The sequence below is a fragment of the Roseixanthobacter glucoisosaccharinicivorans genome (assembly GCF_043195095.2).
In the GTDB taxonomy this organism is placed as follows: Bacteria; Pseudomonadota; Alphaproteobacteria; order Rhizobiales; family Xanthobacteraceae; genus NCEH01.
Genome location: NZ_CM195538.1, coordinates 3384152 through 3400102, shown reverse-complemented (window position 1 = coordinate 3400102; position 15951 = coordinate 3384152). Strand labels below are relative to the sequence as shown.

The following is a 15951-nucleotide window of genomic DNA, read 5'->3' as shown; positions in this document are numbered from 1 at the left end:
ACGCGTTCCGACGTAAGGGAAAGAGGCCTCAAAGAAACGCACCACGGGCTGGCGCCCCGAGGATGCGGGACAAGAAGCGGCCGGCGGGGAAATGGTGTTTCATGTTTCATGTGAAAATCTGGCGTTTCCTTCGGGACAAAGTGGGCCTGCACGGGCTCGGCTTGATCGCGAGCCTGGTGGTTATCGGATTTGCCGCCGTCGTGCTGTACCGCATGCTGCACAAGCTGCGGTTCGACCAGGTGGTGCTGGCGTTGAAGGAGAAGGACCCCCGGTTCGTCTTCGCCGCCTTCGTGCTGGTCGCATGCGCCTATCTGACGCTCACGCTGTATGATTTCTTCGCCCTGAAAACCATCGGGCGCACGCGCATCCCCTATCGGGTGGCGGCCATGGCGGGCTTCTGCTCCTATTCGGTCGGCCACAATGTCGGCTTCACGGTGTTCACCGGCGGCTCGGTGCGCTACCGCATTTATTCGGCCTGGGGGCTGACGGCGGTCGATGTCGCGAAAATCTGCTTCATCGCCGGGCTGACCTTCTGGCTCGGCAATATCGCGGTGCTCGGCCTCGGCATCCTGATCCATCCCGATGCCGCCACCGCCGTCGACCAATTGCCGCCGTTGGTGAACCGGCTGATCGGCGTGACCGCGCTGATCGGCCTGTTCGGCTATATGTATTGGGTGAGCGCCGCGCCGCGCAAGATCGGCCGCTCCACCTGGTTCGTGACCTTGCCGGCGGGCAAATCGACCGTGATCCAGGTGGGAATCGGCATTCTCGATCTCACCTTGTGCGCGGCGGCCATGTACATGCTGATGCCGGCTTCGCCCTATATCGACCCGGTCTCGCTTGCGGTGATCTTCATCACCGCGACCCTGCTCGGCTTTGCGAGCCATGCGCCCGGCGGGCTTGGCGTGTTTGACGCGGCGCTGCTGATCGCACTGCCGCAGTTCGACAAGGAGGAGATGGTCGGCGCGCTGCTGCTGTTCCGCCTGTTCTACTATATCGTGCCGTTCGCCATCGCCCTGACGATCCTGGGTTCGCGCGAACTCTGGCTCAGCACCCTGCGCCGGCGCCTGCGCCGGGATGCGGAGGCGCAGACGGCCCATACCCGCCTGCCCACCGGCCTGGAATCCCACGACGGCTGACCGCGCCGATGGTGTTGAGCGCCGGCGGCCCCACTGCCGGCTGACAGCGACGCCCCGCGCCGCGCCTCAGGGCGTGGGGCTTATGCCAATTGAGGGCAGCAGGCCTGCCCCATTCGGCACCTTCATCGTCCGCGTCCCTGGCGGCAGGCGGAAGAGTTCGGGGTCCTGCGGGCCGCGCTTCAGCGAGAGAACCTCGAAGGTGAGGTGGGGCTTGCCCTGGATCTCCACCATCGTGTTCAGGACGATGCCATCCTCGGTGATGCACGCGGTGGTGGGCCCGGCGAGCTGGGCGGCCTTCTCCACCTGCCAGAGGGTGCACGGTTCTCCAGCGACCTCGGCCGTTCCCGCGCGCGTGCCCTCGCCAGCGAGGGAGGCGATCTGGAAATCCGCCGGCAGGTCGGTCTCTATCCCCATTTTCGGCAGGCTGGGGGAGACCAGCACGACCTTGCGGGTGTCGATATTGAGGAAGCCAAGCAAGGTCCCCGGCACCGCCGGATTGCTGATTTCCATCCGCATCCGATTGCCCTGGCGGGACATATCCACCAGCACCCGTCCGCCGAGTTTGGCCTTCAGCGCGAAATCGGCGCTGGGCACGGGCAGGGGCTCGGCTGCCGCTGGGGTCTTGCCCGCCACAAGGGCGGCAAGCGCCATGGTGATCACCGTGGCGATCGCGTGGACCGGCACGTGGGGCGTCAGCAGGGCGCGGATGGCGGACCGGGGGTGCGGCTGGGCCGGAGTGGTGCCGTACCGCTTGACCAATTTCATAAGAACTCGACCCTCCTCGGCGCTGCGCGAGCGCACGCGATACCATTCCACGGCACGCGCGTGAAGGCGCCCGCCGATCCCGAGCGCATCGGCCTCATAAAGCCAAAGAAAAACCTTGAGGAATGCGCTGGAAGGCGTCTGCATGCCGGCACTGTCTTATTGTCTTCGTGCAGGCGCTACAGCATATGCCAAAGGGGCCGCTGCGTCGGATCTCAAAAATTGCTGCACGCAAATGCTGCTGGAGGAAATGCGCTTCATGTCTGGTCTGCCCTTGCCGAGACTTTCGGTGCCTTTCCGCCCGTTGTGGCCGGCGGTCCTGTCCGGGGCTGCCCCGTGCTCGTCGCGGGCGTGGCACGGCGCGGGCGCGCGGCCCATCCGGCGGGCGGGCTTATGATGGGCGGCGCAGTGCCGGGTCGCGCGGGCGCGGCATCCTGGCTCACCTTGCTCGGCGCGCTGGTCGCGCTGTGTGTGCTGTTCGGTGTGGGCGTGGCCTTCGATCTGATCGCGCCGCCGTTCGCGGCGCTGCTGGTGGTTCTGTTCTCCGCCTGTGCGTTCCTGGCGCTGCGGGGGAGCGAGGCGCAACCGCCGGTCAACCCGGAACCGCTGCGCGACGAGCCGCCGCCAGCCCCACGAGTCGATCCCCGGGTGGAAGCGGTGGTGGCGGCGCTCCCGGAGCCGGCGCTCCTCCTCACGCCGGGCGGCGAGATCCTCACGGCGAACCAGCGGGTCGCCCTTTCGGTGGGGCCGGCGAAGGTGGGGGATCCCCTCTCGTTCCTGGTGCGTGTGCCGGAAGTGCTTGAGGCGGTGCGCGCCGGAGCGCAGGACGGAATCCCGCGCCGCGTTGAATTCGGCGAGCGGGTGCCGCTGGATCGCTGGCTGGAGGCGCACGTGGTCCCGCTCCGGCTCGAGCCGGTGCGCCGTGGCCCGACCGCGCGCGACGATCGCACCCCGGATACGGTTCTGCTCACGTTCCGCGATCTCACCCACCAACGCCGGATCGAACAGATGCGGGCCGACTTCGTGGCCAATGCGAGCCACGAGCTGCGCACGCCTCTGGCCTCGCTGCTGGGCTTCATCGAGACCCTGCTCGGCCCGGCCCGTAACGATGTTGCGGCGCGGGAGCGGTTTCTCGGCATCATGGCCGCGCAGGCGCGCCGCATGTCGCGCCTGATCGAGGATCTGCTCTCGCTGTCGCGCATCGAGCTGAACGCCCATGTGCGGCCGGAAACCCCCTTGGAATTGGGCGGCATCGTGGCCCATGTGTGCGACACGCTTGGCCCGCTCGCGGCCGACCGCGACGTGGCGATCGAGATCAGCCGGCCGCAAGAGCCGGTCTATGTCCTTGGCGAACGGGATGAATTAATTCGCCTGTTCGAGAACCTGGTCGAGAATGCGCTGAAATACGGGGCCAATGGGCATCGGGTGGAGGTGGCGGTTGGCATCGAGCGGGGAGGAACGCCGGCGGCGGTGGTGTCGGTGCAGGATTTCGGTCCCGGCATTTCGCCCGAGCACCTGCCGCGTCTCACCGAGCGCTTCTACCGGGTGGATGTGGCGGTAAGCCGGGACCAGGGCGGGACCGGCCTCGGCCTTGCCATCGTGAAGCATATTGTGGCGCGTCATAGAGGGCGCCTGGGGATCGAGAGCCGGCAAGATGCCGGTGCAACTTTTACGGTCCGGTTCGACCTCGTGGATATGCCCGAAAAAGTTCCTTCAAAATCAAAGGTATAAATCGTCATCGCGCTGTCACGTTGGGGTCATAGAACCGTGGCGCCGGACCGTTACAGTTAACCGGCCCAATGTTGCGTCGCGGCAGATAGCCGACGGGCGACACCTATTGGTCAAGGAGAGAACCCCGTGAAGCTCACCACCGCTCTTGGCGCAGCGATTGCTGTTGCCAGCTCCCTTTTCGCTGGCGGCGCTTTCGCCATCGATATCAATGGCGCTGGCGCGTCGTTCCCGGCCCCCGTCTACCAGACCTGGGGCGCCAAGTATAAAGAGAAGACCGGCAACGGCCTGAACTACCAGTCCATCGGCTCCGGCGGCGGTCAGAACCAGATCGTCAACCGCACCGTCGATTTCGGCGCTTCCGATGCCCCGATGGCGTCCGACAAGCTCGCTTCCGCGAACCTGCTGCAGTTCCCGGCCGTGATCGGCTCCGTGGTCGCCACCGTCAATCTGGACGGCATCGCCACCAACCAGCTCAAGCTCACCGGCCCGGTGCTCGCCGACATCTATCTCGGCAAGATCACCAAGTGGGACGACAAGGTCATCGCCGACCTGAACCCCGGCGTGAAGCTGCCCTCCACCGCGATCGTTCCCGTCTATCGTTCGGACGCCTCGGGCACGACCTTCATCTTCACCAGCTACCTCTCGGACGTCAGCCCGGAGTGGAAGTCCAAGGTCGGCGCCGCCACCTCGGTTCAGTGGCCCACGGGCGCTGGCGCGAAGGGCAATGAAGGCGTCACCGGCAACGTGAAGAACACCAAGGGTGGCATCGGCTACGTGGAGTTCATCTACGCCGCCGCCAACAAGCTCGTGGTGACCCAGCTGCAGAACAAGGCCGGCAAGTTCCTGTCGCCCGAAGTTCCCGCCTTCATCGAAGCCGCCGCTGCGGCCGACTGGGCCGGCTCCAAGGACTTCGCCGCTTCCATGATCAACACCGCCGGCGCCGGCGCGTGGCCGATCGTGAGCCCGACCTACATCCTCCTGCCGAAGAACCCCACCAATGTGGATGCTTCGCGCGAAGTGATGAAGTTCTTCGAGTGGGCCTACGGCAAGGACGGCAGCGAGATGGCCGAGAAGCTGCACTACATCCCGCTTCCCGAAGCGGTTGTGGAGCGCGTCAAGGCGGCCTGGAAGTCTGAAGTGAAGACCCCGGACGGCAAGCCCGTTCTCTGATCCCTGATTGCGAGGCCCCCGCCTTCTCTGCAAGGAAGAGGCGGGGGCCTTGCCCAGTTCTGGTTGCCGATACGGCAGCCCTCGCGACGGCGCTGCGGCGTGGGGCGCGGAAGGTTCGCTGCGGGTTTTCCCCGCGCGGATGGTTCGCAGGCGAAGGGTTCGCGGCGTGTCCGCCGTGGCGGCCCGGGCCTCGACATAAAGCAAATTCGATCGGGGTCCGGCATCCGGCCGGCATCCTGGAAGTGATGGGTCTCGGGGGCGATGGTGCGCGCGGCAGCCGTGCGCGGATCGGCTGCGCGATCTGTTTTCATGAGCGCGAGCTGTGCGGCGCGCGGGATTTGGGGATCATCGGGCGATGGACGCAACGGTCGATAAACTGAGGTCGGACGGGATCATTCCCATCGGCGAGGCAAAGGGTGTCGGGGCAATCGCCGACCGCGTCTTCGTCGCCGCCCTGTGGGCGAGCGGCTTCTTCGTCCTCATCCTGCTGGGCCTGATCATCGCCCAATTGTTCGAAGGCGGCCTGCCGGCGCTTCGGCATTTCGGCCTGGACTTCCTCTGGTCGCCCGCCTGGAACCCGGTGACCGAGAATTTCGGCGCCCTGGTGATGATCTACGGCACCATCTTCAGCGCCGTGATCGCCGTCGTCGTGGCCTTGCCGCTCTCGTTCGGCATCGCCTTCTTCCTCACGGAAATCGCGCCGCAGCCGCTGAAGCGCCCGATCGGCGTCGCGGTGCAGCTGCTCGCGGCTGTGCCTTCGATCATCTACGGCATGTGGGGCTTCTTCGTGATCGTTCCGCTGGTGGCCGCCTATGTGCAGCCGCCGCTGATCGAATGGCTTGGCCCGCTGCCGGTCATCGGCGCCCTGTTCCAGGGACCCCCGCTCGGCTCGGGCATGCTCACCGCCGGGGTGATCCTGGCCGTGATGATCATCCCCTTCATCACCGCCATGTTCGTCGAAACCCTGGAATCGGTGCCCCCGATGCTCAAGGAATCCGCCTACGGCGTCGGCGGCACCACCTTCGAGGTCTATAAGAACGTCTCGGTGCCCTACGGCAAGACCGCCATGGTCGGCGCCGTGATGCTGGGCCTCGGGCGCGCGCTCGGCGAAACCATGGCCGTCACCTTCGTGATCGGCAATGCGACCCGCCTTTCGGCCTCCCTGTTCGCGCCCGGCGCGACCATCGCCTCCACCATCGCGAACGAGTTTCCCGAAGCTTCGATCGGCTCGCTGAAGCTGACCTCTCTGCTTCAGCTGGGCTTCATCCTGTTCGTGATCTCGTTCATCGTCCTTGCCCTGTCCCGTGCGCTCGTGCGCTCGCGGCTCGATTGATCCGGGAGGCAAACGTCATGGCATCCCTCGCAGCACGCCGCGCCAAGGACTATACGGTCAAGGTCGTCTCCACGGGGTTCGCGGTCTTCGCGATCTTCCTGCTGGCCTGGATCCTGTGGACCCTGATTTCCCGCGGTCTTCCGGCCCTCAACCTCAATGTCTTCACCAAGGTGACGGCGCCTCCCGGCCAGGGTGGCGGCCTTCTGAATGCGATTGTGGGATCTCTGATCCAGATCGGCATCGCGCTGGCGATCGGCGGTCCCATCGGCCTGTTCGCCGGCACCTTCCTGGCCGAGAACGGCAAGGGCACGAAGATCGGCTCCGCCGCTCGCTTCGTGAACGACATCCTGCTCTCGGCGCCGTCGATCCTGGTGGGCCTGTTCATCTACCAGTTCCTGGTGGTGCCGTTCGGCGGCTTCTCCGGCTGGGCCGGCGCGATCGCGCTGGCGATCCTGGTGATCCCGGTGATCGTGCGCACCACCGAGGACATGCTGAACCTGGTTCCGGTGGGCTTGCGCGAAGCCGCCTTCGCGCTCGGCGCGCCGCAGTGGAAAGTGGTCATCATGATCACCTGGCGGGCGGCCCGCGCTGGCATCGTCACCGGCATCCTGCTGGCCATCGCCCGCGCGGCGGGTGAAACGGCGCCGCTGCTGTTCACCTCGCTGGGCAATAATTCCTGGTCGACGGATCTCAGCAAGCCCATGGCCAGCCTGCCGATCGCGATCTATCAATATGCCGGAAGCCCGTTCGACGATTGGGTGTCGCTGGCCTGGGCCGGCGCGCTGCTCATCACCGTGGGCGTTCTGGTCCTGAACGTCGTGTCCCGTCTGGTGCTGGCGCGCACGCGCTGAACCGGCACCCTGAGATCACCGCCCCGAGGGCGCCCAAGATCACCGCCCGGGCCGGCAGCACGCCGGCCCACCGGGCGACCAGAGACCGAATGAGGCTGACATGAACTCTGCAGTGGATCCGACCTTCAATATTTCCTCCTCCGTCTCGGCCAAGCCCGATGCCATTCAGGCGCCGACCAAGATCAAGGTGGAGAAGCTCGATTTCTATTACGGGCAGAACCACGCGCTGAAGAACATCAATTTCGAGATCCCCGAGAAGCGCGTCACCGCGATGATCGGCCCCTCGGGCTGCGGCAAGTCCACCTTGCTGCGCGTGTTCAACCGCATGTACGACCTCTATCCCGGCCAGCGTGCCGAGGGCGGCGTCATGTTCGACGGCGTCAATATCGTCGGCAAGGAACTGGACCCCACCGTGGTGCGCACGCGCATCGGCATGGTGTTCCAGAAGCCGACGCCGTTCCCCATGTCGATCTATGACAACATCGCCTTCGGCGTGCGCCTGCACGAGAATCTCAATAAGGCGAAGATGGACGAGCGGGTGGAAAGCTGCCTGCGCAAGGCCGCCATCTGGGAAGAGACCAAGGACCGCCTGCATACCTCGGCGCTCGGCATGTCCGGCGGCCAGCAGCAGCGCCTGTGCATCGCCCGCACCATCGCCGTGCAGCCGGAAGTGATCCTGCTGGACGAGCCGACCTCGGCGCTCGATCCGATCTCCACCTCGAAGATCGAGGATCTGATCGACGAACTGAAGCAGGATTTCACGATCGTCATCGTGACCCATAACATGCAGCAGGCGGCGCGCTGCGCCGACATCACCGCCTTTTTCTACCTGGGGGAACTGGTCGAGGTCGCGCCATCGGACGTGATCTTCACCAATCCCAAGCAGATCAAGACCCGCGATTACATCACCGGCCGCTTCGGCTGACCAAGCAAGGATCTGCCAGATGCCCGACCATACCGTCTCGGCCTTCGACGCCGAGCTGAAGGAGATCGGCCGCAAGGTCGTTGAAATGGGTGGCCAGTCGGAGCGCATGGTGGCTGACGCCGTCAATGCCCTGATCCGCCGCGACACCGCTGCCGCCCAGCGCGTGATCCTGCTCGATACGAGCGTCGATCTGCTGCAGCGGGAGATCGAGGAGAAGGCCATCGTCTGCATCGCCAAGCGCCAGCCGGTGGCGAGCGACCTGCGCGACGTGGTGGCCTCGATCCGCATCGCCTCCGACCTGGAGCGTATCGGCGACCTCGCCAAGAACGTGGGCAAGCGCGTGCTCGCCATCGAAGGGGAATATCATCCCCAGAAGCTGGTGCGCGGCGTCGAGCACATGTCCGATCTGGTGCTGGAGCAGCTGAAGGAAGTGCTGGACGCCTATGCCAGCCGCGACCAGGCGAAGGCGGTGGATGTGTGGGTCCGCGACAGCGGCATCGACACCATGTACACCTCGCTGTTCCGCGAACTCCTCACTTATATGATGGAAGATCCGCGCAACATCTCGGTGTGCACGCATCTGCTTTTCTGCGCCAAGAATATCGAGCGCATCGGCGACCACGCGACCAATATCGCGGAGACCATCTATTATATGGTGTCGGGACAGATGTTGTCCGAAGAGCGCCCGAAGGCGGATGTCTCCAGCGAGACCACCGTCGCTTTCCCGGGGCATAGCCTTCAGGGGTAAAATCCGTGCCTGCGCGTATCTTGATTATCGAGGACGAGGAACCCCTGACCCTTCTGCTCCGCTACAATCTGGAGTCAGAAGGTTATTTCGTGGAGAGCGTCGGACGCGGCGATGAAGGCGAGACCCGGTTGCGCGAAAGCGTGCCGGACCTCGTCATCCTCGACTGGATGCTGCCGGGCCTGTCGGGCATTGAACTGTGCCGCCGCCTGCGGACCCGCCCGGAAACCGAGCGTCTGCCGGTCATCATGCTCACCGCCCGCGGCGATGAAACGGAACGGGTGCGCGGCCTCGCCACCGGGGCCGACGATTATGTGGTGAAGCCCTTCTCCGTGCCCGAGCTTCTGGCGCGGGTGCGGGCACTGCTGCGGCGCGCGAAGCCGGAGCATGTGGCCACATTGCTGCGGGCTGGCGACATCGAGCTGGACCGGGAGACCCACCGGGTGCACCGCTCGGGGCGCGAGGTGCACCTTGGGCCGACGGAATTCCGCCTGCTGGAATTCCTGATGCAGAGCCCGGGACGGGTGTTCTCGCGCGAGCAATTGCTCGACGGCGTGTGGGGACAGGACGTTTATATCGACGAGCGCACGGTGGACGTGCACGTGGGGCGCCTGCGCAAGGCGATCAATCGGGGGCGCCAGTCGGACCCGATCCGCACCGTGCGCGGCGCCGGTTATTCGTTCAACGAAATGTTCGCCCGCGTGCATTGAGCGCGGGAGGGCCTGCGCGCTCGAATGCGGGGGTGCTGCGGGGATTGGTGGCTGGGCCCGCTGTATGCGGGCTCATGCGCCATGGTGCGGAGCCAGCGTGCCGCCGCATCGTGCAGCGCCAGCGTCACGAGCAGGCTCCCGCGCAGGCCGCGGCGTATGGTGCAAAATTCAGATGTCTTGGCGGAGCGGAACCCGCGGGAGATATTCTTTCCGGGGATAGGGCCTGCTCGCAGCCCAAATGCCCTTACGGGCTCGCACATGGCCCCGGGCGGTTCGGGCGCCGAGCCTCGGTGCATCAAGGCCCGGACGCCATGCGCGCGCGGCCTTCCCATTCGAGCGACGCGGCAATGTCGCCCGGCGCCCGACCTTTGGCACAATCCAAGATGTCGTCGCGTCGCCCCGGCGAGGTCTGCGCAGCCGGCGCAGCCCCAAGCGCGGCGGCGGCGGTCAGATGCGGGCGACGCGCCGGTCGCGACGGCGATCCTGCGTGGGCTGGTAGGCCATCCGCGCATGGGTGGTGCAATAGGGCATGCCGGTGACACTGCGGCCGCCGCAGAAATAGAAGTTTTCCGTGCCCGGCTCGCCGATCGGCCAGCGGCAGGTGCCCTCGGTCAGGTTCATGATGGTGCAGCGCTGGCCCATGGCGACCACATTGCCGCCGGTTGCCGGACGCGGCGCGGGCTCGGGCGCCACGAAAGCCTCCAGGGCGGGGGCGAGCGCGGTGTTGCCCATGGTTTGCGGCTGCGGCGCGGGCTTGTTCGCGGGCGCTTCAGGCCGGGCCTTGCGCGGGCGTGCGGCGGGAACCGTTGATTTCGCTCGGCCGGAGAGGCCGAGGCGGTGCACTTTTCCGATCACCGCATTGCGGGTGATGCCGCCCAGCTCGCCGGCGATCTGGCTTGCGGAAAGCCCTTCGCCCCAGAGCTTCTTCAAGAGTTCGACGCGCTCGTCGTTCCAGCTCATCGCTCTCCTCCTTCGACTCTTCTCCCGCACCCAGGCGCGCCATTGCACGCGGGTTCGCAGGGCCCAACGTCACTTGGGGAACAGGCCTGCACGAGATGTCGTGGTCAGCCACGAGCAAACTACAATATGCACGCCCGCCCGCACAGAGTCGGAATGCATTCCCGTGCCGTTGTCCCCAAGTCGTTACGATCAGGTCAACGGCTGCGCTCTGTTGACCTCCCGCGCGCGATCATTAGAATCCCTTTTTGTCGGGCCGCCCCGCGAGGGCGGCCTTTGGCGTTTCTGATGTCCGGCGAGACGCAGCGCGTTTCGCCCCACCCCAAGAGGAGGGGTTCCGTGATCACCCCCGTTCTGCCGACCTACGCGCGCATCGACCTCGTTTTTGAAAGGGGAGAGGGCTGCTGGCTCGTCACGACGGACGGGCGACGCTATCTCGATTTCACCGCAGGCATCGCGGTCAACATCCTCGGGCATGCCCATCCTTATCTGGTCTCGGCGCTGACCGAACAGGCCGGAAAGCTCTGGCACACCTCGAATTTGTTCCGCATCGTCGGCGGCGAGCGCCTGGCCGAGCGGCTGAAGGCCGTGACCTTCGCCGATACCATGTTCTTCACCAATTCGGGTGCGGAAGCGCTGGAGTGCGCCATCAAGATGGCGCGCCGCTACCAATATGTGATCGGCGCTGAGGCGAAAAACCGCATCATCGCCTTCGAGGGCGCATTCCACGGGCGCACGCTCGCGACCATCGCGGCGGGCGGCAACCCCAAGTATCTGGAAGGCTTCGGCCCGAACATGCCGGGCTTCGACCATGTGCCGTTCGGCGATATCGAGGCCGTCAAGGCGGCCATCGGACCGGAGACCGGGGCGATCCTGGCGGAGCCGATCCAGGGCGAGGGCGGCGTGCGCGTGCCCTCGGCGGATTTCCTGCCGCAGCTGCGCGCCCTGTGCGACGAGCATGGCCTGCTGCTGATCCTCGACGAGGTGCAGTGCGGCGTCGGGCGCAGCGGCAACCTGTTCGCCTACCAGAGCTCGGGCATCGTGCCCGACATCATGGCGGTGGCGAAGGGCATCGGCGGCGGCTTCCCCATGGGCGCGTGCCTCGCCACGGAGAATGCGGCGCGCGGCATGACGCTCGGCACCCACGGTTCGACCTATGGCGGCAACCCGCTCGCCATGGCGGTGGGCAATGCGGTGCTGGACGTGGTGCTTGCGGACGGCTTCCTGGAGCGGGTGCAGGCCATGTCGGCGCTGCTCGTACGCACGCTGAACGAGATCAAGGACCGTCATCCCGCAGTCATCGCCGAGGTGCGAGGTGAAGGACTCCTGCTGGGTGTCAGGGCGCAGGGCCCCGCCGCCGAGCTGGTGCTCGCCCTGCGCGACGAGGGCCTGCTGGCCCCGGGCGCCGGAGACAATGTGGTTCGACTTCTGCCGCCTCTCATCCTCACCGAGGAGGAGATCGCCATTGCCGCCGGAAAAATCGAGGCCGCCTGCCTGCGGATCGAGGACGGCCTTGCACGGGCGTCGGCGAAGGGAGCCGCCGAATGAAGGACACAGGCGTGCGTCATTTTCTCGATCTGTCCGATATCCCCGCGGTGGAGCTGCGGCGGGTTCTGGAATTGTCGAAAGATCTCAAGGCCAAGCGCAAGGCCGGTTCGGCCGAGCGACCGCTTGCCGGCAAGTCGCTGGCGATGGTGTTCGACAAGCCGTCCACGCGCACCCGCGTCTCGTTCGATCTGGCCATGCGCCAGCTCGGCGGCGACACGGTGATGCTCACGGGCGCGGAAATGCAGCTGGGGCGCGGTGAGACCATCGCCGACACTGCCCGCGTCCTGTCGCGCTATGTGGATGCCATCATGATCCGCATTCTCAGCCATGAGGATCTGATGGAACTCGCCACCTACGCCACGGTGCCGGTGATCAACGGCCTTACGCGCGTGTCCCATCCCTGCCAGGTCATGGCCGATGTGATGACCTTCGAGGAGCACAAGGGCCGCATCGCCGGGCGCAAGGTGGCTTGGACCGGGGACGCGAACAATGTGCTCGCCTCCTGGATCCATGCCGCCCACAGCTTCGATTTCGAGTTGAACGTCGCGACCCCGAAGGAATTGTCGCCGCGCCAGGCGCTCAAGGAATTCGTCAAGAAGACCAAGGCGCGGGTGAAATTCACCCGCGATCCCGAGGCGGCGGTGGAGGGGGCGGATTGCATCCTCACCGACACCTGGGTCTCCATGGGCGACAAGGAAGCCGAGCGGCGCCACAATCTCCTGAAGCCCTATCAGGTCAACCGCGCCCTGATGGCGCGCGCGGCCCCGGACGCCATCTTCATGCATTGCCTGCCCGCCCATCGTGGGGAAGAAGTGACCGATGACGTGATGGATGGGCCGCAATCGGTGGTGTTCGACGAGGCGGAAAACCGCCTGCATGCCCAGAAGGGCATTCTGGCCTGGTGCTTCGATACGCCGGCAGCCTGAGCCGTGGTGCCGGGAGAAGGTGACGCCATCCTCCCCCGGCCGGGCCTGCGGCGCGCGAGACGATGCCGCGGCGGCGGTCGAAGGCCCGGCCCTCGGGCCGGGCGGTTGGAATGAGGTATCATGACCAAGGAAACACGTCCCGAGCCCCGCCAGGAAGCGCCTGATAACTCGGTGCTTCCATTCCAGGTGGACGCGCTCGACATTCGCGGCCGCGTCGTGCGCGTCGGCTCCATGCTCGACGCGGTGCTGGTGCATCACAATTATCCCAACGCCGTGAAGCGTGTCGTCGGCGAGGCGGTGGCGCTGACCGTTCTGCTGGGATCGTCGCTGAAATTCGAGGGCCGCTTCATCCTCCAGACCCAGACCGACGGTCCGGTGGACATGGTGGTGGTGGATTTCGTCAGCCCCGACAAGGTGCGCGCCTATGCCCGCTTCGATGCCGAGGCGGTGGCGCAGGCGGAAGCGAGTAATGCCGCCGCGCCGGCGCTGCTGATCGGGCGCGGGCATCTCGCCATGACCATTGATCCGGGCCTGTCCGCCAATCGCTACCAGGGGGTCGTCGCCCTGGAGGGCGACGGGCTGGAGGCGGCGGCGCATCAATATTTCCAGCAATCCGAGCAGATCCCGACCCGCGTGCGGCTCGCCGTGGGCGAGGAGATGCGGCCGGGCGGCGAGCCCTCCGCGTGGCGCGCGGGCGGCCTGCTGGCGCAATTCCTGCCCGCCGAGGCGGGCCGGGCGGCGCAGGGCGACCTGCATCCCGGCGATGCGCCCGAGGGCGTGGAACAGCCGGATGTGCCGCTCGACGATGCCTGGATGGAAGCGCAGTCGCTGGTCGGCACGCTGGAAGACGTGGAATTGCTGGACCACGCCCTGCCCAGCGAGGCGCTGCTCTATCGCCTGTTCCATGAGCGTGGCGTGCGGGTGTTCGAACCCCAGCCGATCGTTGCCCATTGCACCTGCTCGCGCAGTCGGGTGTTAGGCGTGCTGTCCTCGTTCAGCCGCGAGGAACGCGCCGGCATGGTGCAGGCGGACGGGCGGGTCTCGGTCACATGTGAATTCTGCGGCCGCGCCTATGGGTTTCGCGCCGATGAGGTCCTGACGGACAATGCGCCGGCGCAAGATTCCGCCTCGCAAGATCCCGTCAAAGACGATGCCGCCCCTGGCGGTCCCGCCTCGGACGACGGCGCGCCCTGAGCGCGCCGGTCCAGCGGCGCTCAGGCGGCGCGTTCAGCGCACCCAGAAGCGCGGCAGCAACAACACCAGCACGGTGAGGATTTCCAGCCGGCCGAGCAGCATGGCCGCGGTCAGCAGAATGATCGCGCTCTCCGGCAGGCTGGCATAATTGCCGGCGGGCCCGACGATCGGGCCGAGCCCGGGCCCCACATTGGCGAGGCAGGCAATGGTGGCGGAAAGCGCGGTGCGCACATCAAGGCCGATGCAGTTCAGCGCCGCCGCGATGAGGATGAAGGTCGCGAAATACAGGAAGACGAAGCCGAGCACCGAGGCGACGATATCGTCCGCCACCGGCGCCCCGCCATAGCGCAGGGGAAACAGCCCGTTCGGATAGGAAATCCGCTTGAGATGCTGGCGCACCGCCTTCGCCGTGATGGCGATGCGCAGCGCCTTCACCCCGCCGGAGGTGGAGCCGGTGCAGCCGCCCACGAACATCAGCACCAGGAACAGCGCGTCGGAGAGCGGCCCCCAATTGGTATAGTCCACCGCCATGAAGCCGGTGGTGGAGATGAGCGAGGCGACCGTGAACAGGGCGCCGCGAAACGCCGTCTCCCCATGGGCCACGCCCTGGATGGTTTGCTGGGCGAAGGAGGCGAGGGTGAACACCGCGACGATGGCCAGGAACAGGCGCACCTCGGGATTGGTGAACAGCCGTGTCACGTCGCCCGAGAGCGCGCGGATATAAAGCGGGAAGGGCAGGCTCGCCAGGAGCATGAAGACCACCGCCACATAATCCACCGCCGGGTCCGCGAAGACCGACAGCGAGGAATCGGAATTGGCGAAGCCTCCGCTCGACATGGTCGACATGCCGATGGTGAAGGAATCGAACAAATCGAGGCCCGCCAGCTTGTAGCTGGCGATGCACAGGAAGGTGAGCAGCACATAGGCGAGCAGCAGGCCCTTGGCGACGGCGCCCGCGCGCGGCAGGAACTTTTCCGATTTGTCGGAGGATTCCATGCGGAACAATTGCATGCCGCCGACGCTCAGCATGGGCAGCACGGCGATCGCGATCACCACGATGCCGACCCCGCCGAACCAGTGCAGCAAGGCCCGCCACAGCAGGATGCCGGGCGTCTGGTCGTCCAGCCCGGTCATCACCGTCGCGCCGGTGGTGGTGAGGCCGGACATGGCCTCGAACATGGCGTGGACCGGCGTCAGCCCGGCCTTGCCCCACATGAAGGGTAGGGCGGCGAAGATGGTCAGCACGATCCAGACCGAGGAGGTCAGCAGGAAGGCCTGGCGCAGGTCGAGCCGCCGGAAGTTCGCGCCGCGCCCGATGACGCTCAGCAATACCCCGACGAAAATGGTGACGGCCGAGGTGCCGACGAACACATCCTGCTCCCCCGAGCGGGCCGCATAATCCACCAGCGCGGGCAGCAGCATGCTCACGCCGAGGATCACCACCACCGCGCCGAGCGCGGCGGCGATCGGCCGGGCATCGAGCGGCTGGCCGGCTTCGGCGTGGATGGCGGGTGCCTTGGCCGCTTGCATGGGGGCTGCCAACTCAGTTGAGAACGCGGCGCATGTCCGGCGTATCGAGGGAGAATGCGGGGATTTCCACCGAGAAGGATTCGCCGGTCTCGGTCAACATCTCGTAATGGCCGCTCATGATGCCCATGGCGGTCGCAAGCGGAACGCCCGAGGTGTATTCGAACCGCCCGCCGGGGGGAAGCACCGGCTCCTCGCCCACCACGCCGGGTCCGCGCACTTCCTCCACATGGCCGTGGGCGTCGGTGATGACCCAGTGGCGCGCCTTGAGCTGCACGACATCGCCACCCAGGTTCACCACCTCGATGGTGTAGGCCCAGAAGAAATTGCCGTGCTCCGGGTCCGAGCGCTCCGCCACATAGCGCGGCGTCGCCGTCACCTGGATCTGGCGCGTCGTCGCCCGATACATTCGATCCCCCTTATACTTCGCTGC

General features: G+C 66.2%; 15 protein-coding genes. 11 read left to right on the top strand and 4 right to left on the bottom strand.

Annotation, left to right across the window (positions count from 1 at the left end):
• Positions 1-101 precede the first annotated feature (101 nt).
• Entirely contained in the window at positions 102-1139 is a 1038-nt protein-coding gene (locus tag V5F78_RS15750; protein WP_394066946.1) for a putative bifunctional lysylphosphatidylglycerol flippase/synthetase, read from the top strand.
• A gap of 66 nt (positions 1140-1205) precedes the next feature.
• Here the strand turns inward: V5F78_RS15750 and V5F78_RS15745 are convergent, their stop codons facing one another.
• Positions 1206-1904, bottom strand: a complete 699-nt coding sequence (locus tag V5F78_RS15745) for a hypothetical protein (RefSeq protein ID WP_394066944.1) — start codon at positions 1902-1904, stop codon at positions 1206-1208.
• Positions 1905-2237: 333 nt separating this feature from the next.
• On the opposite strand from V5F78_RS15745, the gene V5F78_RS15740 reads away from it, so the two are divergent.
• The 7 genes from V5F78_RS15740 to phoB all read left to right on the top strand — a co-directional run bounded on the left by V5F78_RS15740 (position 2238) and on the right by phoB (position 9366).
• Complete coding sequence (locus tag V5F78_RS15740) at positions 2238-3632, top strand: ATP-binding protein (protein WP_394066942.1); 1395 nt, start codon at positions 2238-2240, stop codon at positions 3630-3632.
• 126 nt (positions 3633-3758) lie between these two features.
• Entirely contained in the window at positions 3759-4802 is a 1044-nt protein-coding gene (gene pstS / locus V5F78_RS15735; protein WP_394066940.1) for a phosphate ABC transporter substrate-binding protein PstS, read from the top strand.
• A gap of 355 nt (positions 4803-5157) precedes the next feature.
• Complete coding sequence (gene pstC, locus V5F78_RS15730) at positions 5158-6135, top strand: phosphate ABC transporter permease subunit PstC (protein WP_394066938.1); 978 nt, start codon at positions 5158-5160, stop codon at positions 6133-6135.
• A 17-nt stretch (positions 6136-6152) separates the two neighbouring features.
• A complete protein-coding gene (gene pstA / locus V5F78_RS15725) occupies positions 6153-6986 on the top strand; it encodes a phosphate ABC transporter permease PstA (protein WP_394066936.1) in 834 nt (277 codons plus the stop codon).
• Positions 6987-7086: 100 nt separating this feature from the next.
• Positions 7087-7911 carry a phosphate ABC transporter ATP-binding protein PstB gene (gene pstB, locus V5F78_RS15720; protein WP_394066934.1) on the top strand — a complete coding sequence of 275 codons (825 nt, stop codon included), beginning with the start codon at positions 7087-7089 and terminating at the stop codon, positions 7909-7911.
• Between the two features lie 19 nt (positions 7912-7930).
• A complete protein-coding gene (gene phoU / locus V5F78_RS15715; protein ID WP_394066932.1) occupies positions 7931-8659 on the top strand; it encodes a phosphate signaling complex protein PhoU in 729 nt (242 codons plus the stop codon).
• A gap of 5 nt (positions 8660-8664) precedes the next feature.
• Positions 8665-9366 (top strand): phosphate regulon transcriptional regulator PhoB, encoded by a 702-nt coding sequence (gene phoB, locus V5F78_RS15710; protein ID WP_348844464.1) that lies wholly within the window; start codon positions 8665-8667, stop codon positions 9364-9366.
• Positions 9367-9813: 447 nt separating this feature from the next.
• Here phoB and V5F78_RS15705 read toward each other — a convergent pair whose 3' ends face one another.
• Positions 9814-10326 carry a GcrA family cell cycle regulator gene (locus V5F78_RS15705; RefSeq protein WP_394066930.1) on the bottom strand — a complete coding sequence of 171 codons (513 nt, stop codon included), beginning with the start codon at positions 10324-10326 and terminating at the stop codon, positions 9814-9816.
• Between the two features lie 285 nt (positions 10327-10611).
• Between V5F78_RS15705 and V5F78_RS15700 the strand changes: the two genes are divergently transcribed.
• From V5F78_RS15700 to V5F78_RS15690, 3 genes are all read left to right on the top strand, one after another.
• Positions 10612-11871 carry an aspartate aminotransferase family protein gene (locus tag V5F78_RS15700; protein WP_394066929.1) on the top strand — a complete coding sequence of 420 codons (1260 nt, stop codon included), beginning with the start codon at positions 10612-10614 and terminating at the stop codon, positions 11869-11871.
• Complete coding sequence (argF, locus tag V5F78_RS15695) at positions 11868-12797, top strand: ornithine carbamoyltransferase (protein WP_394066927.1); 930 nt, start codon at positions 11868-11870, stop codon at positions 12795-12797. Before V5F78_RS15700 ends, argF begins: the two co-directional genes overlap by 4 nt.
• A 120-nt stretch (positions 12798-12917) precedes the next feature.
• Positions 12918-13991, top strand: coding sequence for an Hsp33 family molecular chaperone (locus V5F78_RS15690; protein ID WP_394066925.1), 1074 nt, complete (start codon positions 12918-12920; stop codon positions 13989-13991).
• Between the two features lie 33 nt (positions 13992-14024).
• On the opposite strand, the gene V5F78_RS15685 is transcribed toward V5F78_RS15690, so the two are convergent.
• Both V5F78_RS15685 and apaG read right to left on the bottom strand, forming a co-directional pair.
• A complete protein-coding gene (locus tag V5F78_RS15685) occupies positions 14025-15521 on the bottom strand; it encodes a TrkH family potassium uptake protein (protein ID WP_394066924.1) in 1497 nt (498 codons plus the stop codon).
• A gap of 13 nt (positions 15522-15534) precedes the next feature.
• Positions 15535-15927, bottom strand: coding sequence for a Co2+/Mg2+ efflux facilitator ApaG/CorD (gene apaG, locus V5F78_RS15680; protein WP_394014008.1), 393 nt, complete (start codon positions 15925-15927; stop codon positions 15535-15537).
• Between the last annotated feature and the right edge of the window lie 24 nt (positions 15928-15951).

Bases quoted from the DNA above. Each gene is read 5' to 3' on its own strand.
- V5F78_RS15750 (WP_394066946.1), top strand. From the start codon at position 102: ATGTTTCATGTGAAAATCTGGCGTTTCCTTCGGGACAAAGTGGGCCTG.
- V5F78_RS15745 (WP_394066944.1), bottom strand. From the start codon at position 1,904: ATGAAATTGGTCAAGCGGTACGGCACCACTCCGGCCCAGCCGCACCCC.
- pstC (WP_394066938.1), top strand. From the start codon at position 5,158: ATGGACGCAACGGTCGATAAACTGAGGTCGGACGGGATCATTCCCATC.
- pstA (WP_394066936.1), top strand. From the start codon at position 6,153: ATGGCATCCCTCGCAGCACGCCGCGCCAAGGACTATACGGTCAAGGTC.
- pstB (WP_394066934.1), top strand. From the start codon at position 7,087: ATGAACTCTGCAGTGGATCCGACCTTCAATATTTCCTCCTCCGTCTCG.
- phoU (WP_394066932.1), top strand. From the start codon at position 7,931: ATGCCCGACCATACCGTCTCGGCCTTCGACGCCGAGCTGAAGGAGATC.
- V5F78_RS15705 (WP_394066930.1), bottom strand. From the start codon at position 10,326: ATGAGCTGGAACGACGAGCGCGTCGAACTCTTGAAGAAGCTCTGGGGC.
- V5F78_RS15700 (WP_394066929.1), top strand. From the start codon at position 10,612: ATGTCCGGCGAGACGCAGCGCGTTTCGCCCCACCCCAAGAGGAGGGGT.
- argF (WP_394066927.1), top strand. From the start codon at position 11,868: ATGAAGGACACAGGCGTGCGTCATTTTCTCGATCTGTCCGATATCCCC.
- V5F78_RS15690 (WP_394066925.1), top strand. From the start codon at position 12,918: ATGACCAAGGAAACACGTCCCGAGCCCCGCCAGGAAGCGCCTGATAAC.
- V5F78_RS15685 (WP_394066924.1), bottom strand. From the start codon at position 15,521: ATGCAAGCGGCCAAGGCACCCGCCATCCACGCCGAAGCCGGCCAGCCG.
- apaG (WP_394014008.1), bottom strand. From the start codon at position 15,927: ATGTATCGGGCGACGACGCGCCAGATCCAGGTGACGGCGACGCCGCGC.